The organism is Hydrogenophaga aromaticivorans, from assembly GCF_013387465.1.
In the GTDB taxonomy this organism is placed as follows: domain Bacteria; phylum Pseudomonadota; class Gammaproteobacteria; order Burkholderiales; family Burkholderiaceae_C; genus Hydrogenophaga; species Hydrogenophaga aromaticivorans.
Map to the genome: position 1 here is coordinate 379,772 of NZ_VYGV01000028.1, position 24,824 is coordinate 404,595.

Annotated in this window: 24 protein-coding genes; 19 read left to right on the top strand and 5 right to left on the bottom strand. The window is 65.4% G+C overall.

What is annotated here, in order from left to right; genetic code table 11:
• Position 1: 1 nt before the first annotated feature.
• The 7 genes from F3K02_RS27030 (at position 2) to dnaB (ending at position 5,627) form a co-directional block, all read left to right on the top strand.
• On the top strand, positions 2–262 hold the full coding sequence (locus F3K02_RS27030; RefSeq protein WP_177139763.1) for a DUF4212 domain-containing protein: 261 nt from the start codon (positions 2–4) through the stop codon (positions 260–262).
• Positions 263–265: 3 nt separating this feature from the next.
• On the top strand, positions 266–2,374 hold the full coding sequence (locus tag F3K02_RS27035) for a sodium:solute symporter family protein (RefSeq protein ID WP_177139765.1): 2,109 nt from the start codon (positions 266–268) through the stop codon (positions 2,372–2,374).
• 147 nt (positions 2,375–2,521) lie between these two features.
• The gene (gene rpsF / locus F3K02_RS27040; protein ID WP_177139768.1) at positions 2,522–2,911 is read left to right on the top strand and encodes a 30S ribosomal protein S6; all 390 of its coding nucleotides are present in this window, start codon (positions 2,522–2,524) and stop codon (positions 2,909–2,911) included.
• Between the two features lie 38 nt (positions 2,912–2,949).
• The gene (gene priB, locus F3K02_RS27045; RefSeq protein WP_177139770.1) at positions 2,950–3,222 is read left to right on the top strand and encodes a primosomal replication protein N; all 273 of its coding nucleotides are present in this window, start codon (positions 2,950–2,952) and stop codon (positions 3,220–3,222) included.
• 12 nt (positions 3,223–3,234) lie between these two features.
• Entirely contained in the window at positions 3,235–3,516 is a 282-nt protein-coding gene (rpsR, locus tag F3K02_RS27050; RefSeq protein ID WP_177139773.1) for a 30S ribosomal protein S18, read from the top strand.
• A gap of 13 nt (positions 3,517–3,529) precedes the next feature.
• Positions 3,530–3,982, top strand: coding sequence for a 50S ribosomal protein L9 (gene rplI, locus F3K02_RS27055; RefSeq protein WP_177139775.1), 453 nt, complete (start codon positions 3,530–3,532; stop codon positions 3,980–3,982).
• Positions 3,983–4,196: 214 nt separating this feature from the next.
• A complete protein-coding gene (gene dnaB / locus F3K02_RS27060; protein WP_177139777.1) occupies positions 4,197–5,627 on the top strand; it encodes a replicative DNA helicase in 1,431 nt (476 codons plus the stop codon).
• Positions 5,628–5,693: 66 nt separating this feature from the next.
• Here dnaB and F3K02_RS27065 read toward each other — a convergent pair whose 3' ends face one another.
• The 3 genes from F3K02_RS27065 to F3K02_RS27075 all read right to left on the bottom strand — a co-directional run bounded on the left by F3K02_RS27065 (position 5,694) and on the right by F3K02_RS27075 (position 8,704).
• Positions 5,694–7,484 carry a PhoH family protein gene (locus F3K02_RS27065; protein WP_177139779.1) on the bottom strand — a complete coding sequence of 597 codons (1,791 nt, stop codon included), beginning with the start codon at positions 7,482–7,484 and terminating at the stop codon, positions 5,694–5,696.
• A 184-nt stretch (positions 7,485–7,668) separates the two neighbouring features.
• Entirely contained in the window at positions 7,669–8,145 is a 477-nt protein-coding gene (locus F3K02_RS27070) for a peroxiredoxin (protein ID WP_177139781.1), read from the bottom strand.
• Positions 8,146–8,323: 178 nt separating this feature from the next.
• Positions 8,324–8,704, bottom strand: coding sequence for an Mth938-like domain-containing protein (locus tag F3K02_RS27075; RefSeq protein WP_177139783.1), 381 nt, complete (start codon positions 8,702–8,704; stop codon positions 8,324–8,326).
• Positions 8,705–8,862: 158 nt separating this feature from the next.
• Here F3K02_RS27075 and F3K02_RS27080 point away from each other — a divergent pair, with 158 nt between their 5' ends.
• The 11 genes from F3K02_RS27080 to F3K02_RS27130 all read left to right on the top strand — a co-directional run bounded on the left by F3K02_RS27080 (position 8,863) and on the right by F3K02_RS27130 (position 23,153).
• On the top strand, positions 8,863–10,143 hold the full coding sequence (locus F3K02_RS27080; RefSeq protein WP_177139785.1) for a pyridoxal phosphate-dependent aminotransferase: 1,281 nt from the start codon (positions 8,863–8,865) through the stop codon (positions 10,141–10,143).
• A gap of 64 nt (positions 10,144–10,207) precedes the next feature.
• Positions 10,208–11,530, top strand: coding sequence for a homoserine dehydrogenase (locus F3K02_RS27085; RefSeq protein ID WP_177139787.1), 1,323 nt, complete (start codon positions 10,208–10,210; stop codon positions 11,528–11,530).
• A gap of 1 nt (position 11,531) precedes the next feature.
• A complete protein-coding gene (gene thrC, locus F3K02_RS27090) occupies positions 11,532–12,974 on the top strand; it encodes a threonine synthase (protein ID WP_177139789.1) in 1,443 nt (480 codons plus the stop codon).
• A 22-nt stretch (positions 12,975–12,996) separates the two neighbouring features.
• On the top strand, positions 12,997–13,530 hold the full coding sequence (gene mobB / locus F3K02_RS27095; protein WP_177139791.1) for a molybdopterin-guanine dinucleotide biosynthesis protein B: 534 nt from the start codon (positions 12,997–12,999) through the stop codon (positions 13,528–13,530).
• Positions 13,531–13,565: 35 nt separating this feature from the next.
• On the top strand, positions 13,566–14,846 hold the full coding sequence (locus F3K02_RS27100; protein WP_177139793.1) for a molybdopterin molybdotransferase MoeA: 1,281 nt from the start codon (positions 13,566–13,568) through the stop codon (positions 14,844–14,846).
• 11 nt (positions 14,847–14,857) lie between these two features.
• Positions 14,858–15,109 carry a molybdopterin converting factor subunit 1 gene (moaD, locus tag F3K02_RS27105; protein WP_177139795.1) on the top strand — a complete coding sequence of 84 codons (252 nt, stop codon included), beginning with the start codon at positions 14,858–14,860 and terminating at the stop codon, positions 15,107–15,109.
• 2 nt (positions 15,110–15,111) lie between these two features.
• Positions 15,112–15,585 (top strand): molybdopterin synthase catalytic subunit MoaE, encoded by a 474-nt coding sequence (gene moaE / locus F3K02_RS27110; RefSeq protein WP_177139797.1) that lies wholly within the window; start codon positions 15,112–15,114, stop codon positions 15,583–15,585.
• A gap of 14 nt (positions 15,586–15,599) precedes the next feature.
• Positions 15,600–16,352 (top strand): GNAT family N-acetyltransferase, encoded by a 753-nt coding sequence (locus F3K02_RS27115; protein WP_177139800.1) that lies wholly within the window; start codon positions 15,600–15,602, stop codon positions 16,350–16,352.
• Between the two features lie 154 nt (positions 16,353–16,506).
• Entirely contained in the window at positions 16,507–19,122 is a 2,616-nt protein-coding gene (clpB, locus tag F3K02_RS27120; protein WP_177139802.1) for an ATP-dependent chaperone ClpB, read from the top strand.
• A 114-nt stretch (positions 19,123–19,236) separates the two neighbouring features.
• A complete protein-coding gene (locus F3K02_RS27125; protein ID WP_177139803.1) occupies positions 19,237–21,669 on the top strand; it encodes a DUF1631 family protein in 2,433 nt (810 codons plus the stop codon).
• Between the two features lie 50 nt (positions 21,670–21,719).
• Positions 21,720–23,153 carry a coniferyl aldehyde dehydrogenase gene (locus F3K02_RS27130; RefSeq protein WP_177139806.1) on the top strand — a complete coding sequence of 478 codons (1,434 nt, stop codon included), beginning with the start codon at positions 21,720–21,722 and terminating at the stop codon, positions 23,151–23,153.
• Positions 23,154–23,165: 12 nt separating this feature from the next.
• Here the strand turns inward: F3K02_RS27130 and F3K02_RS27135 are convergent, their stop codons facing one another.
• On the bottom strand, positions 23,166–23,411 hold the full coding sequence (locus F3K02_RS27135; protein ID WP_177139808.1) for a hypothetical protein: 246 nt from the start codon (positions 23,409–23,411) through the stop codon (positions 23,166–23,168).
• Positions 23,412–23,559: 148 nt separating this feature from the next.
• Here F3K02_RS27135 and arsC point away from each other — a divergent pair, with 148 nt between their 5' ends.
• The gene (gene arsC / locus F3K02_RS27140; RefSeq protein ID WP_177139810.1) at positions 23,560–23,940 is read left to right on the top strand and encodes an arsenate reductase (glutaredoxin); all 381 of its coding nucleotides are present in this window, start codon (positions 23,560–23,562) and stop codon (positions 23,938–23,940) included.
• Here arsC and F3K02_RS27145 read toward each other — a convergent pair whose 3' ends face one another.
• Positions 23,941–24,795 carry an AraC family transcriptional regulator gene (locus F3K02_RS27145; protein ID WP_177139812.1) on the bottom strand — a complete coding sequence of 285 codons (855 nt, stop codon included), beginning with the start codon at positions 24,793–24,795 and terminating at the stop codon, positions 23,941–23,943. It lies immediately after the preceding gene.
• Between the last annotated feature and the right edge of the window lie 29 nt (positions 24,796–24,824).

Consider the following 24,824-nt stretch of genomic DNA (forward strand, 5'->3'; position numbering starts at 1 on the left):
CATGGAACCCACCGACAACCACCGCCGCTACTGGCGGAAAAACCTGAACATCACGGCCGTCTTGCTGGCGATCTGGTTTGTGGTGACTTTTGTGGTGAGCTACTTCGCCCGCGACCTGAACTTCAACTTCTTCGGCTGGCCTTTCAGCTTCTGGGTGGGGGCGCAGGGCGCCCTGGTGGTGTACTGCCTCATCATCGGGTTCTACGCCTGGTACATGAACCGGCTCGACATCCAGCACGGGGTGGATGAGGATGGGCCATAAACCATGACAGGTCGACCCGAATCCCGGCGCAGCGCCAGCGACATCGCCGCCAGCAAGGCGTTCAAGCAGCAGCTCGACAAGGTGTACCTCTGGTACACCGGGGGCTTCGCCCTGTTTGTGGTCAGCCTGGCCGTGGCGGAGCAGATGGGCCTGCCGCGCGACTGGATAGGCTTCATCTTCCTGCTCGCCACGATCGGTCTCTACGCGGGCATCGGCATCATGAGCCGCACGACGGACGCCACCGAGTACTACGTCGCCGGCCGCCGGGTGCCCGCCGTCTACAACGGCATGGCCACCGGCGCGGACTGGATGTCGGCCGCGTCGTTCATCGGCATGGCCGGCACCGTGTACCTCACGGGCTACAGCGGCCTGGCGTTCATCATGGGCTGGACCGGCGGCTATTGCCTGGTGGCCCTGCTGCTGGCGCCTTATCTGCGCAAGTTCGGCCAGTTCACCATCCCGGATTTCCTCGGGGAGCGCTATGGCGGCAACCTGCCGCGCCTGCTCGGGATTGCTGCGGCCATCCTGTGTTCGTTCACCTATGTGGTGGCCCAGATATCGGGCGTGGGTCTGATCACCTCGCGCCTGACCGGCGTGGCTTTCGAGCTCGGCATCTTCCTCGGACTGGGCGGCATCTTGGTGTGCTCCTTCCTGGGCGGCATGCGTGCCGTGACCTGGACCCAGGTGGCGCAATACATCGTGCTGATCGTGGCCTACATGCTGCCGGTGGTGTGGCTGTCGGTCAAACAGACCGGGGTTCCGGTGCCTCAGGCCATCTACGGGTTTCAGCTGGAAAAGGTGACGGCCAAGGAAAAGCTGCTCGCGAACGACCCCAAAGAGCTGGAGGTGCGTGAGATCTACAAAGCCCGTTCGATCGAACTCGCCGCCAAGCTGGAAAACCCCGCGGCAGCCCTGGTGGCGGCCAAGGCGGCTGCTGAAGCGAAGCTCGCCGGATTGCGCACGGCGAATGCGCCGTCGTCGCAGATATCGGCTGCCGAAAAGGCCTTGTCTGCCTTGCCGCGGGATGCCGCTTCGGCCCGGGTCACCTGGTCCCGTGCCAAGGCCGAGGCCGACACCAAGTCGCTGCCGCTCAACGGCATGCCGGCGCACGCGGCCCAGTTTGCCGGGGATCCTGACGGGGACGCCGAGGCCCGGAAGACCTACGACGACTCGCGCCGCAACTTCCTGGCGCTGATCTTCTGCCTCATGGTGGGCACCGCAGCGCTGCCCCACATCCTGATGCGCTACTACACGGTGCCCAGCGTGAAGGAGGCCCGGCAATCGGTGACCTGGTCGCTGTTTTTCATCTTCCTGCTGTACTTCACCGCGCCGGCGCTGGCTGTGCTGGTGAAGTTCGAGGTGTTCCACGTGCTCATCGGCACCCCGTTCGACCATTTGCCCCAGTGGGTTTCCGCGTGGAACAAGGTCGATCCTTCGCTGCTGTCAGTGACCGATATCAACAACGACGGGTTGCTGCAGCTCAATGAGATGTCCATCGGTGGCGACATCATCGTGCTGGCCACAGCAGAGATTGGCGGCTTGCCCTATGTGATCTCCGGTCTGGTGGCCGCCGGGGGGCTGGCCGCGGCGCTGTCCACCGCCGACGGGCTGTTGCTGACGATTGCCAACGCGCTGTCTCACGACCTGTACTACAAGATGATCGATCCCAACGCGTCCACCGCGCGCCGGGTCACCATCTCCAAGGTGCTGCTGCTCATGGTGGCCCTGGTGGCGGCGTATGTGGCGGCGCAGAAGCCGGCCGACATCCTGTTCCTTGTCTCGGCCGCGTTTTCCTTCGCGGCGGCGGCGTTCTTCCCGGCGCTCGTGCTGGGCATTTTCTGGAAACGCGCCACCGGCATCGCCGCGGCTCTGGGCATGATCGCGGGTCTGGGCGTCACCTTCTACTACATGGTGACCACGCAGCCGTGGTTGCGCGATGTGTTTGGGGTCACCTCGCCGGTGGAGCTCTGGTTCGGCATCCTGCCGATTTCTGCCGGCATTTTTGGTGTTCCCCTTGGCTTCGCCGTGATCATTCTGGTGAGCCTGGTCACGCCGCCGCCGAGTCGCGATGTGCAGGATCTGGTGGAGCACCTTCGCTACCCCCGGCGCTAGGCTCCGGCGTCATAGCCCAGCTTCCATCCGTTCGATCAAGCCAAGCCTGTTTTACAGACAGCCCGGAACTTTGCTATAATCGCGGGCTTGCCTTGCTGCACCCCAAACAGACGCTGGGGGCGGCTTTTTTATCCAAAAGGAGAGTCTATGCGTCATTACGAAATCGTTTTGCTGATCCATCCGGATCAAAGCGAACAGGTTCCAGCCATGCTGGAGCGCTACAAGGGCATGATCACGGCCGGCGGCGGCAAGATCCACCGCGTTGAAGATTGGGGCCGTCGCCAGATGGTTTACCAGATCAACAAGCTGTCCAAAGCCCACTACCTGTGTGTCAACATCGAGGCCGATCAGGCTGTGATGGCTGAACTGGAGCACGCCTTCAAGTTCAACGACGCCGTGCTGCGCCACCTGACCGTGCTCAAGAAGAAAGCCGAAACCGGCCCTTCGAGCATGATGAAGTCGGTCGAGCGTGAAGAAGCCCGCAAGCTTCAACAGCCCGCCCACGGCAACCAGGAACAGCGAGTCCAGGCCGCCTGATCCCGGGCGTGTCATCGTCAGCGGTCAACCGGTGTCAATTGTCCGCCGTGGTGGTGCAGGTTCAGAGCCTGCGCTACACACCGGCAGGCATCCCGGCCGTCAACCTCGTGCTGGAGCACGAGTCAACGGTCACCGAAATGGACACCCCGCGACTGGTGAAACTGCAACTGAGGGCTGTGGCCTTCGGTGCCCAGGCTGAAACACTGTCCCGACAGGGACTTGATTCGGTTTGTGAGTTTCACGGTTTTCTGGCGAATGCACGCAACGGCAAAGGCGTCGTGTTTCATATCCAAGATTTCAGCAAGACATAGGAAAGGCCCATCATGGCTGCACCGAAACGTTTCAACAAAGACAAGCGCCCCAAGCGCAACACCCAATCGCTGCTGTTCAAGCGCAAGCGCTTCTGCCGCTTCACCGTGGCGAACGTCGAAGAAGTCGACTACAAGGACATTGATGTCCTGCGTGACTTCATCGCCGAAAACGGCAAGATCATCCCCGCGCGCCTGACCGGCACCCGCGCCTTCTACCAGCGCCAGGTCAACACGGCCATCAAGCGCGCACGCTTCCTGGCCATGCTGCCTTACAGCGACCAGCACCGCGTCTGAAAGAGAGCCTGACATGCAAATCATCCTGCTCGACAAAGTTGTCAATCTCGGCGCCCTGGGCGATGTGGTCAAGGTCAAGGACGGCTACGCCCGCAACTTCCTGATCCCGTCCGGTCGTGCCCGCCGCGCCACGCAAAACGCCATCGCCGAATTCGAAGCCCGCCGCGCGGAACTCGAAAAAGTGGCGGCTGCCAAGCTGGCTGAAGCCCAGGCCCTGGGTGAAAAGCTGGCTGCTGTGACCATCAAGCTGTCGCAAAAAGCCGGTGTGGACGGTCGCCTGTTTGGCTCCGTCACCAACCACGACGTGTCCGAAGAGCTGAACAAGCAAGGTTTCTCTGTGGCCAAGTCGCAAGTTCGCATGCCCAACGGTCCGTTGAAGAACGCGGGTGACTACACCGTGAGCGTCAACCTGCACACCGACGTCACCATCGACGTCGCTGTTTCGGTGCTCGGCGAAACCGCCTGATCGCCCTCATCCATCCCGGCAGTTCGCTGCCAGGGATGGAACAGAAGCCGCCGCCTTCGGGTTGGCGGCTTTTTTGTTTCCTGCGCTGCGTCCCGCCCATCGGCTGGAGCGACTTGTCCCACGAAATCCTCCGCCTTTGCACCGGTTGTCCACAGGTTTGTCCCATGACACCCGGACGGCCGCGACGTACCATTGAAGGTCCTTCAGGAAAGCCATGTCCACCGCATTCTCCAGTCCCCTTTCTTCGTTTGACGCCGGTCTTGACGAGGTCGATTTCGGTGCCGACCGGCAGATCGCCCAGTTGCGCGTTCCACCGCATTCCATCGAGGCCGAATCCAGTGTGCTGGGCGGCCTGCTGCTCGACAACCACGCCTGGGACCGCGTGGCCGATCTGGTCAACGATTCCGACTTCTACCGCTACGAACACCGTCTGACGTATTCCGCCATCGCCTCGCTGGTCAACGCCAGCAAGCCGGCCGACGTGGTCACGGTGTTCGAGCACCTGCAGAACCTGGGCAAGGCCGACGAGGCCGGTGGCCTGGCCTACCTGAACTCGCTGGCGCAATACGTGCCCAGCGCAGCCAACATCCGCCGCTACGCCGAGATCGTGCGCGAACGCGCCATCCTGCGCAAACTGGTCGCTGCCAGCGACGAAATAGCCACCGCGGCCTTCAACCCGCAAGGCCGGCAGGTTGCCAAGATCCTGGATGAAGCCGAGCAGAAGATCTTCAAGATCGGTGAAGAAGGCTCGCGCATGAAGGAGGGCTTCCAGGGCATGGACACGCTCGTGGTCGATCTGCTGGACCGCGTGCAGGAAATGGCCGACAACCCGATGGACGTGACGGGTGTGCCCACGGGTTTCATTGATCTGGATCGCATGACCTCGGGCCTGCAAGCGGGCGACTTGGTGGTGCTGGCGGCGCGTCCGTCGATGGGCAAGACGGCCTTCGCGATCAACATCGCGGAACACGTGGCGCTCAATGAAGGCCTTCCAGTGGCGGTGTTTTCCATGGAAATGGGCGCCTCCCAGCTCGCGGTGCGTATCGTTGGTTCCATCGGTCGCATCAACCAGGGCCACCTGCGCACCGGCAAGCTGACCGACGACGAATGGCCCCGCCTGACCGAAGCCATCGAGAAGCTGCGCAACGTGTCGCTGCACATCGACGAGACACCGGGCCTGACCCCCAGCGAACTGCGCGCCAACGCGCGGCGCCTCTCGCGCCAGTGCGGCAAGCTCGGCCTGATCGTGGTCGACTACCTGCAGCTCATGAGTGGCTCGGGTGCAGCCGGGGGGGACAACCGTGCGACCGAGCTGGGTGAAATCTCGCGGGGTCTGAAGATGCTGGCCAAGGAACTGCAGTGTCCGGTGATCGCGCTCTCCCAGCTCAACCGCTCGGTCGAGCAGCGCACCGACAAACGCCCCATGATGAGCGACCTGCGCGAATCCGGTGCCATCGAGCAGGATGCGGACATCATCATGTTCATCTACCGCGATGACTACTACAACCGCGAAACGTCCAAGGAACCCGGTGTGGCCGAGATCATCATCGGCAAGCAGCGTAACGGCCCCACCGGAGTCGTCAAACTGACCTTCCTGAACACGCTCACGCGTTTCGAGAGTCTCGCTGGCGGCGGGGATTTCTGATCCCGGTTCGCTGAACGCAATAAAAAAGCCCGACTTCCGTCGGGCTTTTTTTTGTGTGTCAGGTGGTTACAGCACTTCGGAAGCAAAGTCCGCCAGCCGCGAACGCTCGCCGCGCGCGAGCGTGATGTGGCCACCGTGCGGCCAGCCCTTGAAACGGTCCACCGCGTAGGTCAGGCCCGAGGAACCTTCGGTCAGGTAAGGCGTGTCGATCTGCGCCAGGTTGCCCATGCAGATGATCTTGGTGCCGGGGCCGGCGCGCGTGATCAGGGTCTTCATCTGCTTGGGCGTCAGGTTCTGCGCCTCGTCGATGATGACGTACTTGTTCATGAAGGTGCGCCCGCGCATGAAGTTCATGCTCTTGACCTTGATGCGGCTGCGGATCAGCTCGTTGGTGGCGGCACGACCCCATTCGCCGGCGTTGCCGCCGTCGCCCTTGGCCAGGAATTCCAGGTTGTCGTCGAGCGCGCCCATCCAGGGGCCCATCTTTTCTTCTTCGGTGCCGGGCAGGAAGCCGATGTCTTCACCCACGCTCACGGTGGCGCGGGTCATGATGATTTCGGTGTAGCGGCGGTCGTCCAGCACCTGGGTCAGGCCGCTGGCCAGCGCCATCAGCGTCTTGCCGGTGCCGGCCGTGCCGGCCAGGGTGACGAAATCGACCTCGGGGTCCATCAGGATGTTGAGCGCGAAGTTCTGTTCACGGTTGCGGCTGGTGACGCCCCAGACCGCGTTTTTCAGGTGCGTGAAGTCCTTGAGCGTCTTGAGGACCGCGGTCTTGTCCCGGATTTCGGTTACGCGGGCGTACAGCGAGGGTTCGCCGGGCGCTTCGAAGTACACAAACTGGTTGATGTAGAACTGGCTCACCGCCGGACCGCTGACGCGGTAGAAGGTGTGGCTGCCGCTGGCCCAGCTCTCGATCGTCTTGCTCTGGCGGGTCCAGAAGTCCTGCGGCAGGGCCAAGGCACCGGCGTAGAGCAGTTCACCGTCATCCAGGGTCTTGTCGTTCTGGTAGTCCTCGGCGGCCAGACCCAGAGCGCGGGCCTTGACCCGCATGTTGATGTCCTTGGACACCAGGATCACTTCGCGCTGCGGGTGCTTGTCGCGCAGGGCGTGCACAACACCCAGAATCTGGTTGTCGGCCTTGCCCTGGGGCAGGCTGGCGGGCAACTGGGCGTCCAGCGGTTCGGTCTGGAAGAACAGCAAGCCGCGCGCAGACAGGTGACCGGTGGCTGAGAGCTTGAGGCCGCGTGTCATGTCGCCGCCTTGCTGCGCGACCAGGGCATCGAGCGTGCGGCTGGTCTGGCGGCCGTTGCGGGCGACTTCCGTCATGCCCTTCTTGTGGCCGTCGAGCTCTTCGAGCACGATCATGGGCAGGAAGATGTCGTGTTCCTCGAAGCGGAACAGGCTCATCGGGTCGTGCAGCAGCACGTTGGTGTCCAGCACGAACAAACGGGCCGGTCCGGTTGACCCGCCGGATTTGGCGCGCCCTGCGCGGCGGTTGCTGGCCACGGGCGAAGCGCGCGACACGGTCTCGCTGGCGACCGGTGGTTTGCCCGTTGGCTGAGGCGCACGGAATTCGACCGGTTGGCGCTCTGCAGCCGGGGTTGTGGGGGAGGGCGCCCGCGCGGCGGGTTGGGATGGCACAGGGGCCAATTCGGGCTTTCGCTCCCGGCCACGGGACCGTGTACCGGCTTTTGCAGTCGGCGCCTCGCTGGCGGGTGCCGCAGGAGCGGCACGCAAGGGGGTGGCCACGCGCTCGGGTTCCGGAGAAAAGCTGATCAACTCTTCAGATGCCCTGAGGCTGTAGGCATCGGAGGCAAGCAGGGCGGCGCGTTTGGAGGGTGCTGGAGGCAGTGGCATGGAGGGCTTGGTGGTTCAGCGCTGGGCCGGAAAGCAAAAAGCCGCCGGGGAGACCGGGCGGCTTTTTGGGCTGCAGAAGGCAGAGAAAGAAGGGCGGGCGAAGGGTCTTCCCAATGTCATGAACCCATTATGCACGAGCCCTGTGACGGTCAAAATTCCGCCGCCACCGGCGGTGTGGTTAAGCTCAGACGGCCTTTTTCAATGTCTTGACAGCCTTCAGCACATCTTCGACATGGCCCGGCACTTTCAGGCCACGCCATTCCTGCTTGAGCACGCCATCGGCGCCAATGAGGAAGGTGCTGCGTTCGATGCCCTTGACCTTCTTGCCGTACATGATCTTGTTCTTGACCACACCGAACATGTGGCACATCTTTTCTTCCGTGTCGGCGATCAGTTCGAACGGCAATTCAAGTTTGGTTTTGAAGTCATCGTGTGACTTCATGTTGTCGCGCGAGACGCCGAACACATGCGCACCAGCCTTGACGAAGTCTTTGTACTTGTCGCGGAATTGCATGGCCTCGGTGGTGCAGCCGGGTGTGTTGTCTTTCGGGTAAAAATACAGCACGACGGTCTGGCCGAGGTGAGTCTGGTTGCTGACTTTGATACCGCTGGTGGCCAGGGCTTCAAATTCGGGAATGGGTTTGTTGACAACGACTGCCATACTGCGTGGACCCCTGACGTAAGTTGGTGGTGATTCGTTGGCTTCCCGTGTGCATCGAGCACGCCACGGGCGGCGTGCGCCCAATGGCTGTCAAAGCAGGAAACAATCCGGTATTTTACCCTGAACAGCGTTGCCGGGCCGGGAATGGACCCGAATGGACCGCTCGGTACCCGGGTATTCAGGTGCCAATCAGCAGGGCGGCCAGCACCCGCCGGCCTTCGCCAGCGAGGATGTTGTAGGTGCGGCAGGCCGCAAGGGTGTCCATGGTTTCCACGCCGATGCGCTGGTTGATCAGGCACTCCAGCATGCCTGGGCGCACGAATCGCAGGCGCGGGCCACTGCCAAACACCACCAGCTCGGGCTTCACCGGCGAGCAGCTCAGCAGTTGCTCGAAATGCGCGGGCTCGAGGTCTTCGAACCGCTCGCAGGCCCAAGGCAGCAATTCCCCGGACGACGCGAGGATGAGGCTTTGCGTGTGGCGCTGACCGTTGATCGCGATCCATCCATCGCCGTAAGCGTTGATGGTGTGCAGATCGGGCTTGTCAGCGTGCAGTTTCATGGGGAAGTCGGGCGCAGGAATGGGGCGGAGCGTGCACGGATACGGTGAAGAACTGTGGTCAAATTGGAGGTTTTCCCTACAAGACGCACCGTAATATAGCGCCCAGCGCCATAGCCCGGCTCTCCACCTCTTTCTACGGCCCCCAAGCGGGAGGGACTTTGAAAACCATCCAGAAATCCGCCAAGCTCGCCAACGTCTGCTACGACATTCGCGGTCCCATCATGGACGCCGCGCGCCAGATGGAAGAAGAGGGCCACAAGATCATCCGCCTGAACATCGGCAACCTGGCGGTGTTTGGTTTTGATGCCCCTGAGGAAATCCAGCAGGACATGATCCGCAACCTGCCGAACTCGGCGGGGTACTCGGACAGCAAGGGCATTTTTGCGGCGCGCAAGGCGGTGATGCACGAGACGCAGAAACAGGGCGTCAAGGGCGTGACGCTGGACGACATCTACCTCGGCAACGGCGCCAGCGAGCTGATCGTGATGGCCACCAACGCGTTGCTCGACGATGGCGACGAGCTGTTGCTGCCATCGCCCGACTACCCGCTGTGGACGGCGGCGGTCAGCCTCTCGGGTGGCACGCCGGTGCACTACATGTGCGACGAGTCGAATGGCTGGATGCCCGACCTGGACGACATCCGCCGCAAGATCACCCCGGCCACCAAGGGCATCGTGGTGATCAACCCCAACAACCCGACCGGCGCGCTGTATTCCGACGAACTGCTCCAGGCGATCGTGGCGATTGCGCGCGAGCACGGTCTGGTGATCTTTGCCGACGAGGTGTACGACAAGGTGCTCTACGACGGCGTGAAACACACGGCGCTGGGCAGCCTTTCGGAAGACGTGCTGACACTGACCTTCAACTCCTTGTCCAAGAGTTACCGCTCCTGCGGATACCGCGCAGGCTGGATGATCGTTTCGGGCGACAAGAAGCCGGCCAGGGACTACATCGAGGGCCTGAACATGCTCTCGAACATGCGCCTGTGCGCCAACGTGCCAGGCCAGTGGGCGATCCAGACCGCACTCGGTGGTTACCAGAGCATCAACGACCTGGTGTGTGAAGGTGGTCGGCTGCGCCGCCAGCGCGACCTGGCCTACGAACTGATCACCGCCATTCCGGGCGTCAGCTGTGTCAAGCCGACAGCGGCGCTCTACATGTTCCCGCGCCTTGACCCGGCGATGTACCCGGTTGAAGACGACCAGCAGCTGTTCCTGGAGCTGCTGCAGGAAACCCGCGTGATGCTGGTGCAGGGCTCGGGTTTCAACTACCCGGACAACCAGCACTTCCGCATCGTTTTCCTGCCGCACGAGGACGATCTGCGCGAAGCCATTGGCCGCGTGGCCAAGTTCTTCGAAGGCTGGCGCAAGCGCCATGCACCTGTGCACGCATCAATCGCCCCTGCAATGGGCAACACCGCCAGTCTGGCCGTTCCCTAAACTGGGTGCCCTGGGCCATGGCATGGCCCGGCGCCGATATTTTTGAAGCCGAGAGTTAACAACGATGAAACCGATCCAAGTAGGCCTGCTGGGCATAGGCACCGTGGGCAGCGGCACGTTCAACGTGCTGCAGCGCAACCAGGAAGAAATCAAGCGCCGCGCTGGCCGTGGCATTGAAATCACCATGGTGGCCGATCTTGATGTGGCGCGTGCGCAAAGCATCGTCGGCCCGGACGTGAAGGTGGTGAACGACGCGCGCGCCGTGATCGCCAACCCCGATATCGACATCGTGATCGAGCTGATCGGTGGCTACGGCATCGCCAAGGCGCTGGTGCTGGAAGCCATTGCGGCCGGCAAGCACGTGGTGACAGCCAACAAGGCTTTGCTCGCTGTGCACGGCACCGAGATCTTTGCCGCTGCTTCGGCCAAGGGTGTGATGGTCGCGTTTGAGGCGGCCGTGGCCGGTGGCATTCCCATCATCAAGGCGCTGCGCGAGGGCCTCACCGCCAACAGCATCCAGTGGATCGCCGGCATCATCAACGGCACGACCAACTTCATCCTGTCCGAGATGCGCGACAAGGGGCTGGACTTCGACGTCGTGCTCAAGGAGGCGCAGCGCCTGGGCTACGCCGAGGCCGACCCGACCTTCGACATCGAGGGGGTGGATGCGGCGCACAAGGTCACGCTCATGAGCGCGATCGCTTTCGGCATCCCGGTGCAGTTCGACAAGGCCTACGTGGAGGGCATCACCCAGCTCGGCGCCACCGACATCAAATACGCCGAACAACTGGGCTACCGCATCAAGCTGCTGGGCATCACCAAGCGCACCGACAAGGGCATCGAGCTGCGCGTGCACCCGAGCCTGGTGCCGTCCAAGCGCCTGATCGCGAATGTTGAAGGGGCGATGAACGCCGTGGTGGTGCAGGGCGACGCCGTGGGCACCACGCTGTATTACGGCAAGGGCGCCGGCAGCGAGCCCACCGCTTCGGCCGTGATCGCCGATCTGGTGGACATCACCCGCCTGCACACCGCCGACCCGCTGCACCGCGTGCCGCACCTGGCGTTCCAGCCCGACGCCATGAGCGACCTGGCGGTGTTGCCCATGAGCGAGGTGGTGACGAGTTATTACCTGCGCCTGCGCGTGGCCGACGAAGCCGGCGTGCTGGCCCAGGTGACGGGCCTGCTGGCCAACGCCGGCATCAGCATCGACGCGGTGCTGCAGCGCGAGGCCGACGAAGTGGGCGGCGAGGGCTCGACCCAGACCGACCTGATCATCCTCACGCACGACATCCGTGAAGGTGCCATGAACGACGTGCTCGCGCAGATGCAGGCACTGCCGAGCGTGCTCGCACCCATCACGCGGATTCGAAAAGAAGAACTGAACTGAGATGCTGTACCTCTCCACCCGTGGCCACCCGGACCGCAAACACTTCTGCGAAATCCTGCTCGAAGGCCTGGCGCCCGACGGCGGTTTGTACCTGCCAGAGCGCTATCCGCAGGTGGAAGCCGCCACACTGGCGCGCTGGCGCGGCGTGTTCAATGGCGGAGCGGCCGGTGGTTACGCCGCGCTGGCGTTTGAGGTGCTGTCGCTCTACATCGACGACATTCCCGCGGCCGACCTGAAGGCGCTGTGCAACAAGACCTACACCGAAGCGGTGTACGGCACCGCGGCCATCGTGCCGCTCAAGCAGCTCGAAAAAGGCTTCTACCTGGAAGCCCTGTCCAACGGCCCGACGCTGGCCTTCAAGGACATGGCCATGCAGTTGCTGGGCAACCTGTTCGAATACGAGCTGGCGCGCCGCGGTGAAGAGCTCAACATCCTGGGGGCAACGTCTGGCGACACCGGCAGCGCGGCCGAGTACGCGATGCGGGGCAAGCACGGCGTGCGCGTCTTCATGCTGAGTCCGCACGGCCGCATGAGCCCGTTCCAGCAGGCGCAGATGTTCAGCCTGATGGATCAGAACATCCACAACATCGCCATCGAAGGCGTGTTCGACGATTGCCAGGACATCGTCAAGAACGTGTCGAACGACCTGGCCTTCAAGCGCCAGTACAAGATCGGCACCGTCAACTCGATCAACTGGGCGCGTCTGCTCGCGCAGGTCGTGTACTACTTCGCCGGCTATTTCCAGGCGACCACGGGCGACGACCAGAAGGTTAGTTTCACCGTGCCCAGTGGCAACTTCGGCAACGTCTGCGCCGGCCATGTGGCACGCCAGATGGGCCTGCCGATCCAGACCCTGGTGGTGGCGACGAACGAAAACGACGTGCTTGACGAGTTCTTCCGCACTGGCGTCTACCGCGTGCGTGCCAGCGCTGACACGCACGAGACCTCCAGCCCGTCGATGGACATTTCCAAGGCCAGCAACTTCGAGCGCTTCGTGTTCGATCTGCTGGGCCGCGACGGCGCGCGCGTCAAGGCGCTGTTTGGCGAGGCGCTGAACAAGGACGGCCGATTCGATCTGGGCGCCGACCCGGTGTTTGCCGACGCCGCCAGCCACTACGGCTTTGTCAGCGGCAAGAGCACCCACGCCGACCGCCTGGCCACCATCAAGGACACCTTCGAGCGCTTCGGCGTGATGATCGACACCCACACCGCCGACGGCGTGAAGGTGGCGCGCGAGCATCTGAATGCTGCGACGCCGATGATCGTGCTGGAAACCGCCTTGCCCATCAAGTTCGCCGAGACCATCGTCGAGGCGCTGGGGCGCCAGCCCGACCGGCCCGCGAAGTTCGACGGCATCGAAGCCCTGCCCAAGCGGGTGCAGGTGATGGCGGCCGACACGGCGGCGGTGCAGCGCTACATCACCCAGCATTGCCCCGCGGCGTGATGCCCGGGCGTCGGCAGCGGGCATGAAAGTCGTCGGCTTTGCAGGCTTTTCCGGTGCGGGCAAGACCACGCTGGTTGAGCAGCTGATCCCCGTCCTGCGTCAGCGGGGCCTGCGGGTCTCGGTGGTCAAACATGTGCACCATGGTTTTGAAATTGACCACCCGGGCAAAGACACTTGGCGCCATCGCGAGGCCGGCGCCTACGAGGTGGTGGCCGCATCACCGCAGCGCCTGGTGCTGATGCGCGAATTCGAGCGGCCGGTTGAGCTGACGGTCCACGACGTGATTCGCACGCTGCATCCGGGTGTGGACTGGGTGCTGGTCGAGGGCTACCGCGACAGCAACCTGCTCAAGGTGGAGGTCTGGCGTGCGGCCACCGGCAAGCCCGTGCTGTACCCGGACGATGCCTTTGTCGCCGCCATCGCCACCGACAGCGCCGACCAATTGCCGCAGACCACCCTGCGCCCGTTGCTGAATTTGAACGACGCCGCTGCCGTGGCCGGCTGGCTGCTCGACAATGAAGACCGTTTTGACTATGTTCCCGAGGCCTACATCTGACCCGGCGGACATGCCCATCCACCGACCCTGACGCCATGAACGCTTCTGCACCGCCCGCCCGGGCTCCCTTGATGGCGCTGGACGCTGCGTTGACCGACTTGCTCGCGCGGGTCGTTCCGTTGTCCCGGATCGAGACGGTGGCCACGTTCGAGGCCGATGGCCGCGTGCTGGCCAGCGATCTGGTCTCAGGACTGCAGGTGCCGCCGCAGGACAACTCGTCCATGGACGGATATGCCGTCAACGCGGCCGACGTGACCGAAGCCGGCAAGGTGCTGGCGGTGTCGCAGCGCATCGCGGCCGGTCATGCCGCCGAGCCGTTGCGGCCCGGCACCTGCGCGCGCATCTTCACGGGTGCGCCCATGCCCGCGGGTGCCGATGCGGTGGTGATGCAGGAAGACACCCGTGAAGTGGGCGGCAATCTGCATGCTGTGCACATCGACGCCGTGCCGGCCTCTGGCCAGTGGGTGCGTCGTGCCGGCGAAGACGTGACGCGCGGAGCGGTGGTCTTGCCGCGCGGGACCCGGCTTTCCCCGGCCGGCCTGGGCCTGGCGGCCAGCATCGGCTGTGCCCAGCTGCCGGTGATGGTGCGTCCGCGCGTGGCCCTGTTTTCCACCGGCGACGAACTTGTGATGCCGGGCGAGGTGGCTCCCCAGGACATGAAGCCCGGGGCGATCTACAACTCCAACCGCTTTTTCCTGCGCACACTGCTGCAGCGCCTGGGCTGCGAAGTGAGCGACCTGGGCATCGTGCCGGACAAGCGCGAGCTGACGCTCGCCGCGCTCAAGACCGCGGCCGACCACCACGACCTGATCCTCACCAGCGGCGGTGTCTCGGTGGGCGAAGAGGACCACATCAAGCCGTCCGTTCAGCTGCTGGGCAGCCTCGACCTGTGGCAGATCGCCATGAAGCCGGGCAAGCCTTTCGCGTACGGCACGGTGCGGCGCGATGCGGGGGCTGGTGCCGATGCGGCGTTGCCCTGCCACTTCATCGGTCTGCCGGGCAACCCGGTGTCCAGTTTCGTCACCTTCCTGCTGCTGGTGCGACCCTTCCTGCTGCGGTTGCAGGGTGCCGAAGTGCCGGGTCTGCAACCGGTGAAGCTGCCCGCCCACTTCGACCTGCCGCGCGCCGACAAGCGCCGCGAATTCCTGCGCGTGCGCCGCAACGCCGCCGGCGGACTGGACCTGTTTCCCAACCAGAGTTCGGGCGTTTTGACCTCCGCGGTCTGGGGCGACGGTCTGGTCGACAACCCGGCTGGCACCACCATCGCCCGGGGCGATCTGGTGTCCTATCTTTCTTTTGCCGATCTGCTGTTCTGAAGGCCTATCCCGTGAAGATTCAACTGCGTTATTTCGCCTCCATCCGCGAAGCCGTCGGCACCGGCAGCGAGTCGCTGGACACGGCGGCCGGCACGCTGGCCGTCCTGCGCGACGAACTGATCGCGCGGGGCGGGGGCTACGCCGAGGCGCTGGCGCGTGGCCGGGCGGTGCGTGTGTCGCTCAACCAGACCATGACCGACGAAGCCGCCGCGCTCAGCGAGGGCGCGGAAGTGGCCTTTTTCCCGCCCGTGACCGGAGGCTGACCATGAACACCCGCGTCAGCATCCAGACCCAGGACTTCGACCTCAGCACCGAGGTCGCCCGGCTGCGCGAGCAAGACAAGCGCGTCGGCGCTGTCTGCACCTTCATCGGCACGGTGCGTGACCGCAACGATGGCCAGAGCATCAGCACCATGGAACTGGAGCACTACCCGGGCATGACCGAGAAGAGCATCGAGGCGATGGTGGACGAGGCGTTCAAGCGCTTCGACATCTACGCCGCGCGCGTGATCCACCGAGTCGGCCTGCTGCAGCCGCTGGACCAGATCGTGCTGGTCGCCGTGACCTCCGCGCACCGGGGCGAGAGCTTCCAGGCCTGCGAGTTCCTGATGGACTACCTCAAGACCCAGGCGCCGTTCTGGAAGAAGGAACAGACGCCGGAGGGCGCACGTTGGGTGGATGCGCGGGTCAGCGACGACGCAGCGCTGACCAAGTGGGGCATCCGGAGTCAGAACGCCTGACCGCCCCTGCTGACATGGCACCCACGATCCTTTCCGACGCCGATATCGAAGCCATCGAGCGCGCCACGCTCGACGCCGTTTCGCCCGAGCGCGTGGAGGCGCTGCCCGGCTGGCTGCTGCCCATGGACAGCGGCACCGTGGGCCGTGCCCGCAGCGCTGTCCCCCTGAGCCATGCCGTGGCCGACCCGGCGGTGCTCGACGACATCCTCGAACGCTACGCCGCCCAGGGTTTCGTGCCGGCCTTCCGCCTGCCCGATGGACCGGCCTTCGAAGCCCTGCACCAGGGGCTGCAAGCGCGGGGCTTCGCGCGCGCCCAGCCCACGCTGACGCAGTGTGGCCGCGTGCAGGACCTGCTGATGGCGCAGACTGGGCCGGTGGCGGACCTGGCGGACACGCCAGACGCCGCCTGGATGGCGATGTTCCTGGGCGAAGGCCTGGACCCGGTGGACGGTGGGAGCCGTGCCCGCTCGCTGAGCCGGGCCACCGGGACGCTGTATGCCAGCCTGCGCGAGGACGGGCAGACGGTGGCCTGCGGGGCCGCGGCCTACGGCCACGGCTGGCTCAGCGTGCACGGCATGCGCACCGCCGCCTCACACCGGGGCCGGGGCCTGGCCGGGCGGGTGTTGCAGGCCATGGCCGAAGAGGCCTTGCGCCGCGGGATTCACCGGGTGTTTCTCCAGGTCGTCGCGGACAACGGGCCGGCGCTCGCGCTGTACCGTCGGCTGGGCCTGAGCACCGCCTGGACCTACGCCTACTGGCGCCGTTGAGCGGCGCCGGTCCAGACGGCCCCCGAAGGGCGGGGATCGGCTGATCTGCGTCAAGACGATGGGGTGCACGCGGGCGCATGCTGGAAAAACCACCTTGAAAACCCGGGGAATCGCTCCAAATGCCGGGTAATCAAATTTTCCGGAGAGCTCTTTCATGCGACTCGACAAACTCACCACCAAGTTCCAGGAAGCCCTGAGCGAAGCCCAGACCCTGGCGCTCGGCAACGACAACGCCTACATCGATCCGGCCCACCTGCTGCTGGCCATGCTGCGCCAAGCCGACGGCCCGCAGTCGCTGCTGCAGCGCGCGGGCGTGAACGTGCAGGGCCTGGCCAAGGCCGCCGAGGCGGCAGTGAAGCGCCTGCCCGAAGTGCAGGGCCAGGAGCAGGTGCAGGTCGGCTCCGATCTGGCCAAGCTGTTGCAGGCCACCGAAAGGGAAGCCATCAAGCGCGGTGACGAGTTCATTGCCGGCGAACTGTTTCTGCTCGCCGTGGCCGATCAGAAGGGCGATATCGGCCGCATCGCGAACGAAAACGGGCTGACCCGCAAGAGCCTGGAAAGCGCCATCACGGCCGTGCGCGGCGGCCAGAAGATGGACAGCCCCGAGGCCGAGGGCCAGCGCGAAGCGCTGAAGAAATACACCATGGACCTGACCGAGCGCGCCCGCCTGGGCAAGCTCGATCCGGTGATCGGCCGCGACGACGAGATCCGCCGCGCCATCCAGGTGCTGCAGCGCCGCACCAAGAACAACCCGGTGCTGATCGGCGAACCCGGCGTGGGCAAGACCGCCATCGTCGAAGGCCTGGCCCAGCGCATCGTGGCCGGCGAAGTGCCGGATTCGCTCAAGGGCAAGCGCGTGCTGAGCCTTGACATGGCCGCGCTGCTGGCCGGCGCCAAGTTCCGCGGCGAGTTTGAGGAACGCCTGAAGACCGTACTGAATGAACTGGCCAAGGACGAAGGCCAGACCATCGTTTTCATCGACGAGCTGCACACGATGGTGGGCGCGGGCAAGGCCGAAGGCGCCATGGACGCCGGCAATATGTTGAAGCCCGCCTTGGCGCGCGGCGAGCTGCACTGCGTGGGCGCGACCACGCTGGACGAGTACCGCAAGTACATCGAGAAAGACGCCGCGTTGGAGCGCCGCTTCCAGAAAATCCTGGTGGGCGAGCCGACGGTGGAGGCGACCATCGCCATCCTGCGCGGCCTGAAGGAACGCTACCAGGTGCACCACGGCGTGGACATCACCGACCCGGCCATCGTGGCCGCGGCCGAGCTCAGCCACCGCTACATCACCGACCGTTTCCTGCCCGACAAGGCGATCGACCTGATCGACGAGGCGGCGGCCAAGATCAAGATCGAACTCGACTCCAAGCCCGAGGTGATGGACAAGCTCGACCGCCGGCTGATCCAGCTGCAGATCGAGCGCGAAGCCGTCAAGAAAGAAAAGGACGAAGCCTCGCAGAAGCGGCTGACGCTGATCGAAGAAGAGATCACCCGCCTGCAGAAAGAGATCGCCGACCTTGACGAAATCTGGAAGTCCGAAAAGGCCACGGCCCAGGGCAGCGCCCAGGTGCGCGAAGAAATCGACCAGCTGCGCCAGCAGATCGAAAGCCTGACCCGCAAGGGCGACCTGGCCAAGGTGGCCGAGCTGCAGTACGGCAAGCTGCCCGAGCTGGAAAAGCAGCTCAAGGAAGCGCAGGAAAAAGAGTCCGGCAAGGCCAAGGGCGGCGCGGGTGTGGGCCCGCAGCTGCTGCGCACCCAGGTCGGCGCCGAAGAGATCGCCGAGGTGGTGGCGCGTGCCACCGGCATCCCGGTCGCCAAGCTGATGCAGGGCGAGCGCGACAAGCTGCTCGTGATGGAAGACAAGCTGCACACCCGCGTGGTGGGGCAGGACGAAGCCATCTCGGCGGTGGCCAACGCCATCCGCCGTTCGCGCTCGGGCCTGTCGGACCCGAACCGCCCGACCGGTTCCTTCCTGTTCCTCGGCCCGACCGGCGTGGGCAAGACCGAGCTGTGCAAAGCCCTCGCGGGCTTCCTGTTCGACAGCGAGGAGCACCTGATCCGCATCGACATGAGCGAGTTCATGGAGAAGCACTCCGTGGCCCGCCTGATCGGTGCGCCTCCGGGGTACGTGGGCTACGAGGAGGGCGGTTACCTGACCGAAGCCGTGCGCCGCAAGCCCTACAGCGTGCTGCTGCTCGACGAGGTGGAAAAGGCGCACCCGGACGTGTTCAACGTGCTGCTGCAGGTGCTGGACGACGGTCGCCTGACCGATGGCCAGGGCCGCACCGTGGACTTCAAGAACACCGTGATCGTGATGACGAGCAACATCGGCTCGCACCTGATCCAGGCCATGGTGGGCCAGCCCTACGACGACATCAAGGAAGCCGTCTGGGGTGAGCTCAAGGACCATTTCCGGCCCGAGTTCCTGAACCGCATCGACGAGACCGTGGTGTTCCACGCGCTGGACGCACAGCACATCGCGTCCATCGCCGGCATCCAGCTCAAGGCTTTGCAGGCCCGCCTGCAGAAGATGGACCTGCGGCTGGAGGTGGCACCCGCCGCGCTGGCCGAACTGGCCAAGGTCGGCTTCGACCCGGTGTTCGGTGCACGGCCCTTGAAGCGTGCGATCCAGCAGCGCATCGAGAACCCGCTCTCCAAGCTGCTGCTGGAGGGCAAGTACCCGCCGAAATCGGTGATTCCGGTCGGCGTGGATCCGGTGCGTTACCCGGGCGTGTTCGAGTTCGGCGAACCCATCGAAATGGCCTGATGGGTGAGAACCGTCGGACGGTCGTGATCGGGGGATGGACGGTCGCACTGGTAACAGGTTGTTGCCATTGCCTTGCATTCGAACAAGAGGCGGACGGTATAAATCCAAGGATATATGCCGAATTCGTCACAGTTGCTCGATCAATGTTTTGATGAGGTCGCCCGCCAGGCGAAGCCTTTGCTGGGCCGTTGTGTCGAGGCGGCGGTGGCTTCTTTGCAGGCGGCCGAAACGAAGTCCAGCGCGGTGGCCGAGCGCCAGCGCCTGGCCCAGGCCTGCTGGGGATTGACACAACGCAAGGGCGTGCTGACCGATACCTACCCGGCGCGCTTGCGCGAGGCCTTCGAGCGGGGAGGGGACGAGGGCGGGCGAACGTCGTCGCTGGCCCTGCTGTCCGACTCCTCGTTGCTGGCGCTGGTGGATGACCTGTCGGTGTCCGAATCGCTGGAATCGGCCCGCCTGCTGCAGGACCTGATGCCGGTGGTGGAGCAGGCCCTGACGGCGCTGGATGCGCGCATGAGTTCGCTCATCGGCTTCGAGACGGTGCAGGTGGAGAAGAACCCGCTGCGTCCCTCGGTGTTCGTGCGGGTGCTGCGCGACCTCATTGCCGAGTTCGAGCGCGAGCCCGAGATCCGGTCCCTGTGGTTGCAGCACCTGGCCAGCCCGCTCGGTCGCGGGCTGTGCCAGCTCTACGAGCAACTGGCGCTGCGGCTGCAGCAGGCCAATGTGCAGGAAGCGGGCTATCGCATCCGCCTGGTGGAGGATCCGCAAGCAGGCTCGGGCTCGGGTCCGACTTCAGCGCGGCGCGATCCATGGGCCCGCGACGCGCAGTCTTTTGAACCCGCTCTGACCGGGCGCGGTGATCCGTATCAGACGCTGCCGCCCATGACGGCTCTGGCCGGCACGCAGGCCCGGCTGGACCATCAGGTGTTCCACGATTTCCTGGCCGATGAGGGTGGCCGGTTCGAGCAAGCGCTCGATTCGGGTTATTACGACCAGCTGTTGCGTGAGCAGCGGATCGCCCAGGCCCAGGCCGATCTGCCCCTGCTGGACGAGGTGGTGGTCGACCGCGAGCGTGTGCAGTTCCGCGGCCTGCCGGTCGTCGACCGGCCCGCTCGAGCGGTCAGCATCGGTTCGCAGCTGGGCACGGACCACTGGGGCGCCTACGCCGCCCCGCACGAGCGCACGCGGGTGTTGCTCGACCTCAAACAGCAGGCCGAACGCGTGTCGCAGGCGGTGGGCCTGGACCTGGTGCGCAAGCTGGTCAACCAGGTGGCGCGCGATCCGCTGCTGCTGGCGCCGGTGCGCGAGGCGGTGGTGGCGCTGGAGCCGGCCCTGCTGCGGCTGGCGATGGACGACCCCCGGTTCTTCGCCAAAGACCAGCACCCGGCCCGCCTGCTGGTGGAACAGGTCGCGCAGCGCAGCTTCCGCTTCAACGACGAATTCTCGGGCGAGTTCGAGCAGTTCCATGCGCCGGTGCGCGAGGCCGTCAATGCCCTCAACGCCTTGCCCGGTGCGACGCCCGAACCCTTTGCGGTGGCGCTGGAACACCTGCGGGAAGACTGGGCAAGTGCCGACCAGGCCGAGGCGGATGCGCAGACGCAGCACCTGCAGGCCCTGCATTTCGCCGAAGCGCGCCAGGAGCTGGCGGACCAAGTGGCGTGGGAAATCAGCCTGCGGCCCGACGTGTTCAACGCGCCCGCGGCGGTGCTGGATTTTCTCTACGGCAGCTGGTCGCTGGTGATCGCCGAGGCGCAGCTGCGCCATCCCGACGGCGGCCCTGACCCCTTGGGCTACCGGGCCCTGATCTCGGATCTGCTGTGGAGCGTGCGCCACGAGGTCACGCTGCACCAGCCGCGCAAGCTGATCGAGATGCTGCCGGGCCTGCTGCAGAAACTGCGAGCCGGGCTGGGCATGCTGGACAAACCGGTAGAGGAAACACAGACCTTTTTCGATGCCTTGATCCGCTACCACGAGCCGGTGCTGGCGTTGCGCCGTGCCAGCGCCCGGTCCCAGGCCGGGACTTCGATGCCGGGTGCGCTCGAAACCCCGGTGGTCGCCTTTCCCGAAACGGACAACCTGGCCGAGGCTCCCCGGCCGCGGGTGGCAGACACGCCCTGGCTGGCGGCGCGAGAGCGGGTCGAGGCCGGGTTCCAGGATGCGCCGGCTGCGGTTGCCACGGTGGTGGAGGACTCCGCGGCAGCGCCACTGTCCACGTCCAGCGAAGAGGCGGATGAAGGGACGGAAACCGCAGGCGTGCTCGCCAGTCTGCATGTGGGTGACTGGGTGGATCTGCAGGCCAGCGGACAGTGGTTGCGTGCCCGGCTGGTCTGGGCCAACGCCCGGGCCACGCTGTTCCTGTTCACCAGCCGGGGCGGGCACCCGCACACCATGACCCGGCGCAGCTGCGAAAAGCTCATCCGCCAGCGCGGGTTGCGGCCGCTGGCCGTGCGTCCGGTGGTCGATGCCGCCATCGACGCGGTGGTCAAGGGCGTGCCCGGCGCTCCCGCTCACGCCTGTGTCGTCGCCACCGATGCGGTTCCGGCCTGATAGGGGCACAACCCCTATCTCCGGGGCGGCGTCTTTTCTATGATGGCACCATGACCCAGACCCCGCCCGACCTCCCGATGCGCGCCCTGTTTGACGCGCAGTACCGGGCCAGCCGCTCCCAGATCGACGTGCCGCTGGCGCTTCGGCTCGACCGCCTGCAGCGCATGCGGGCCTTGATCGACGTGCACGGCGCGGCGCTGGCCGAAGCGGTGCAGGCCGATTTCGGCGTGCGCTCCCTGCAACTCACCGAGGTGGCCGACTTTTTTGTGCTGCGCGCGCTGCTGGGCGACCTGGAGAAGCACACCGGCGCGTGGATGAAAGCGCGGCGCGTGTCCACACCCATCTACCTGCAGCCCGCCAGCGCGCACATCCAGCGCCAGCCGCTGGGCGTGATCGGCGTCATCGGCCCCTGGAACTACCCGCTGCAGCTCACGCTGGGCCCGGCCGCCACGGCGCTGGCGGCGGGCAACCGCGTGATGATCAAGCCCAGCGAGCTCACGCCGCACACCTCGGCGTTGCTGGCCGCGGTGTTGAACCAGGCCTTTGCGACCGACGAGGTGTGTGTGGTGCAGGGCGGGGCGGACGTGGCGCACGAGTTCGCCAGCCTGCCGTTTGACCACCTGTTCTTCACCGGCTCCACCGCCGTTGGCCGCAAGGTGGCGGCGGCTGCGGCCGCCAACCTCACGCCCACCACGCTGGAGCTGGGCGGCAAGTCACCCTGCATCATCGACGCTTCGTGCGACATCGCCAGCGCCGCCATCAAGATTGCCCACGGCAAGCTGCTCAACGCCGGGCAGACCTGCATCGCACCCGACTACGTGCTGCTGCCGCGCGGGCGCGAGGCCGAATTCGAAAAGGCGTTTGCGGCGGCCGTGGTGCGCCTGTTCCCCACCATCGGCGGCAACCCCGACTACACCAGCATCGTCAGTGACCGGCACCATGCGCGCCTGCAGTCGCTGCTGTCAGAGGCCCGGACACAGGGTGCGCGGGTGGTGGAGATTCGCGCCTCGGTTGTGGAGGGGGCACACACGGTGGCCCAGGAGCGCCAGATGAACCCGGTCCTGGTGTTTGATACCCCGTCCGGTCTTCGCCTGATGCGCGAGGAGATCTTCGGCCCCATCCTGCCGGTGCTGACCTACAGAAAACTGGACGACGCCATCGCCACCATCAACACCGGGCCGCGCCCGCTGGCGCTCTACTGGTTCGGCAGCGACACCGGCGCGCGCGACCACGTGCTGAGCAACACAGTGAGCGGCGGCGTGACGGTGAACGACACCCTGCTGCACATTGCCCACGACAACCTGCCGTTTGGTGGCGTGGGAGAGAGTGGCTGGGGCGCCTACCACGGTGAAACGGGCTTCCTGCGTTTCACTCAGCAGAAGTCCGTGCTGGTGCAATCGCGCTTTGCGATGGGCAGCCTGTTTTACCCGCCGTACGGCAAGCGCTTTGACCAGGTGATGGGGCTGCTCAAGCGCTGGCTCTGAGCGCCGGGGCGATCAGCTGTTGAGGGTGTTGTCCCCGTCGCTGTACATCACGAGCGGGATCGGCTGCAGGTAACCCTGGAGCTGCAGCCCGTGTGCCAGCTCGGAGACGTCATCCCCCAGCAGCATGGAAAGCTCCCGCTCGCTGCGCCGTCCATTGGCCATCAGCAGCAGGCTGTGGGCTTTGCGCCCGATCTGGCCCGGGCGTGCGAGTGCGTCCCAGGCCTTGGGTGTTTTGGCGAACCGTTCGATGTTGGCCATATGGTGCTCCCTGTGCGTGTGACTTCAGATCAGCAAGATACGGGCCGGGCGTGACAGGGGCGTGACAAGGCCGCCAGCGCCCGATGGCCGGGCACTTTGCACCGCGAGCGGGCGCTATGCTCTCGCCAGCCTCCACCGAAGCACCGACATGAAGCCCAAGAACCCCGAGATCACCTTTTTCCACAACCCCGCCTGCAGCACCTCGCGCAACGTGCTGGCCATGGTCCGCGAGGCGGGCGTCGACCCGCTGGTGGTTGAGTACCTGAAGACGCCCTACACGCGCGAACAGCTGGCCGGCCTGCTGAAAGCCATGGCCCTGCGCCCGCGCGACGTGATCCGGACCAAGGGCGATCTGTACGCGCAGCTCGATCTGGCCCGGCCCGACTGGAGCGATGAGCAATTGCTCGATTTCATGGTGAACCACCCGGTGCTGGTGGAGCGGCCCATCGTCGTCACGCCGCTGGGCACGCGCCTGTGCCGGCCCAAGGAGCGGGTCTGGGAGGTGTTGCCTGTCGAGCGGCCCGCCTGATCAGGCGGACGCTGGTCGACCCGGCCCGAAGCGTGTGGGCGGCTGGCCCAGCGCGGCGCGGAACATGGCGGTGAAGGCACTGTCGCTCGCGTAGCCGCTGGCCGCGGCCACCTGGCTCACGGGCGCGCCGCGCGCCAGCATGGGCAATGCATGGGCCAGCACCACCTGCTGGCGCCAGCGCTGGAAGCCGGTCCCCAGTTCTTCACGAAACAGCCGCGCCAGCGTGCGTTCGCTCGCACCGCTGTGCGCCGCCCAGGCGGCCAGCGTGGCGTGCTGCGCGGGTGCGTTCATCACGGCTTCGCACAGCGTGCGCAGCCGGCGGTCGCCGTGTTGCGGGTCGGGCATGGGCACACCCAGTGGCTGGGTGGGTGCGTTCGCGATCTCGGCCAGCACCAGCGTGGCCAGGGCCTGCTGCTGGGGCGCTTGCTGCGCGTGCGGCAGGTCCATGCCGCGCACCAGCTCGCGCAGCAGCGGCGACACCACCAGGACGCGCGAACAGCGCCAGTCCGCCGGCACCACCGACGCATCGATGTAGAGGGTGTGCAATTGCGAGGCTTCGAGCATGGTGACCGCGTGCCGCGCCCCCGGCGGAATCCAGACCGCGCGCGACGGCGGCACGATGGTGGTGGTTTCGAACGCGGGCGCGTTGCTGCTCGGGTCTCCCGGCGTGGACACCGTCACCTGCAGCAGGCCGCTGGCGCAACAGGCGAGCTGGCCCCAGGGGTGGTGGTGCGGCTCGAACTGGGTGTCGTGCCCCATGGCGCGTGCGCGGCAGCGCACCGGCCGCGCTGGCGTGGGTTCGAAGGGGTCGGTGTCGCCGACCGGTACGGCCTGGCGCGGGCGGCGGGGTTTCATGGGTGGGGCAGGGCGGTTTGGCTGGAATT

Coding starts and splice junctions, on each gene's coding strand:
- F3K02_RS27030 (WP_177139763.1), top strand. CDS start 2: ATGGAACCCACCGACAACCACCGCCGCTACTGGCGGAAAAACCTGAAC.
- F3K02_RS27035 (WP_177139765.1), top strand. CDS start 266: ATGACAGGTCGACCCGAATCCCGGCGCAGCGCCAGCGACATCGCCGCC.
- rpsF (WP_177139768.1), top strand. CDS start 2,522: ATGCGTCATTACGAAATCGTTTTGCTGATCCATCCGGATCAAAGCGAA.
- rpsR (WP_177139773.1), top strand. CDS start 3,235: ATGGCTGCACCGAAACGTTTCAACAAAGACAAGCGCCCCAAGCGCAAC.
- rplI (WP_177139775.1), top strand. CDS start 3,530: ATGCAAATCATCCTGCTCGACAAAGTTGTCAATCTCGGCGCCCTGGGC.
- dnaB (WP_177139777.1), top strand. CDS start 4,197: ATGTCCACCGCATTCTCCAGTCCCCTTTCTTCGTTTGACGCCGGTCTT.
- F3K02_RS27065 (WP_177139779.1), bottom strand. CDS start 7,484: ATGCCACTGCCTCCAGCACCCTCCAAACGCGCCGCCCTGCTTGCCTCC.
- F3K02_RS27070 (WP_177139781.1), bottom strand. CDS start 8,145: ATGGCAGTCGTTGTCAACAAACCCATTCCCGAATTTGAAGCCCTGGCC.
- F3K02_RS27075 (WP_177139783.1), bottom strand. CDS start 8,704: ATGAAACTGCACGCTGACAAGCCCGATCTGCACACCATCAACGCTTAC.
- F3K02_RS27085 (WP_177139787.1), top strand. CDS start 10,208: ATGAAACCGATCCAAGTAGGCCTGCTGGGCATAGGCACCGTGGGCAGC.
- thrC (WP_177139789.1), top strand. CDS start 11,532: ATGCTGTACCTCTCCACCCGTGGCCACCCGGACCGCAAACACTTCTGC.
- mobB (WP_177139791.1), top strand. CDS start 12,997: ATGAAAGTCGTCGGCTTTGCAGGCTTTTCCGGTGCGGGCAAGACCACG.
- F3K02_RS27100 (WP_177139793.1), top strand. CDS start 13,566: ATGAACGCTTCTGCACCGCCCGCCCGGGCTCCCTTGATGGCGCTGGAC.
- moaE (WP_177139797.1), top strand. CDS start 15,112: ATGAACACCCGCGTCAGCATCCAGACCCAGGACTTCGACCTCAGCACC.
- F3K02_RS27115 (WP_177139800.1), top strand. CDS start 15,600: ATGGCACCCACGATCCTTTCCGACGCCGATATCGAAGCCATCGAGCGC.
- clpB (WP_177139802.1), top strand. CDS start 16,507: ATGCGACTCGACAAACTCACCACCAAGTTCCAGGAAGCCCTGAGCGAA.
- F3K02_RS27125 (WP_177139803.1), top strand. CDS start 19,237: ATGCCGAATTCGTCACAGTTGCTCGATCAATGTTTTGATGAGGTCGCC.
- F3K02_RS27130 (WP_177139806.1), top strand. CDS start 21,720: ATGACCCAGACCCCGCCCGACCTCCCGATGCGCGCCCTGTTTGACGCG.
- F3K02_RS27135 (WP_177139808.1), bottom strand. CDS start 23,411: ATGGCCAACATCGAACGGTTCGCCAAAACACCCAAGGCCTGGGACGCA.
- arsC (WP_177139810.1), top strand. CDS start 23,560: ATGAAGCCCAAGAACCCCGAGATCACCTTTTTCCACAACCCCGCCTGC.
- F3K02_RS27145 (WP_177139812.1), bottom strand. CDS start 24,795: ATGAAACCCCGCCGCCCGCGCCAGGCCGTACCGGTCGGCGACACCGAC.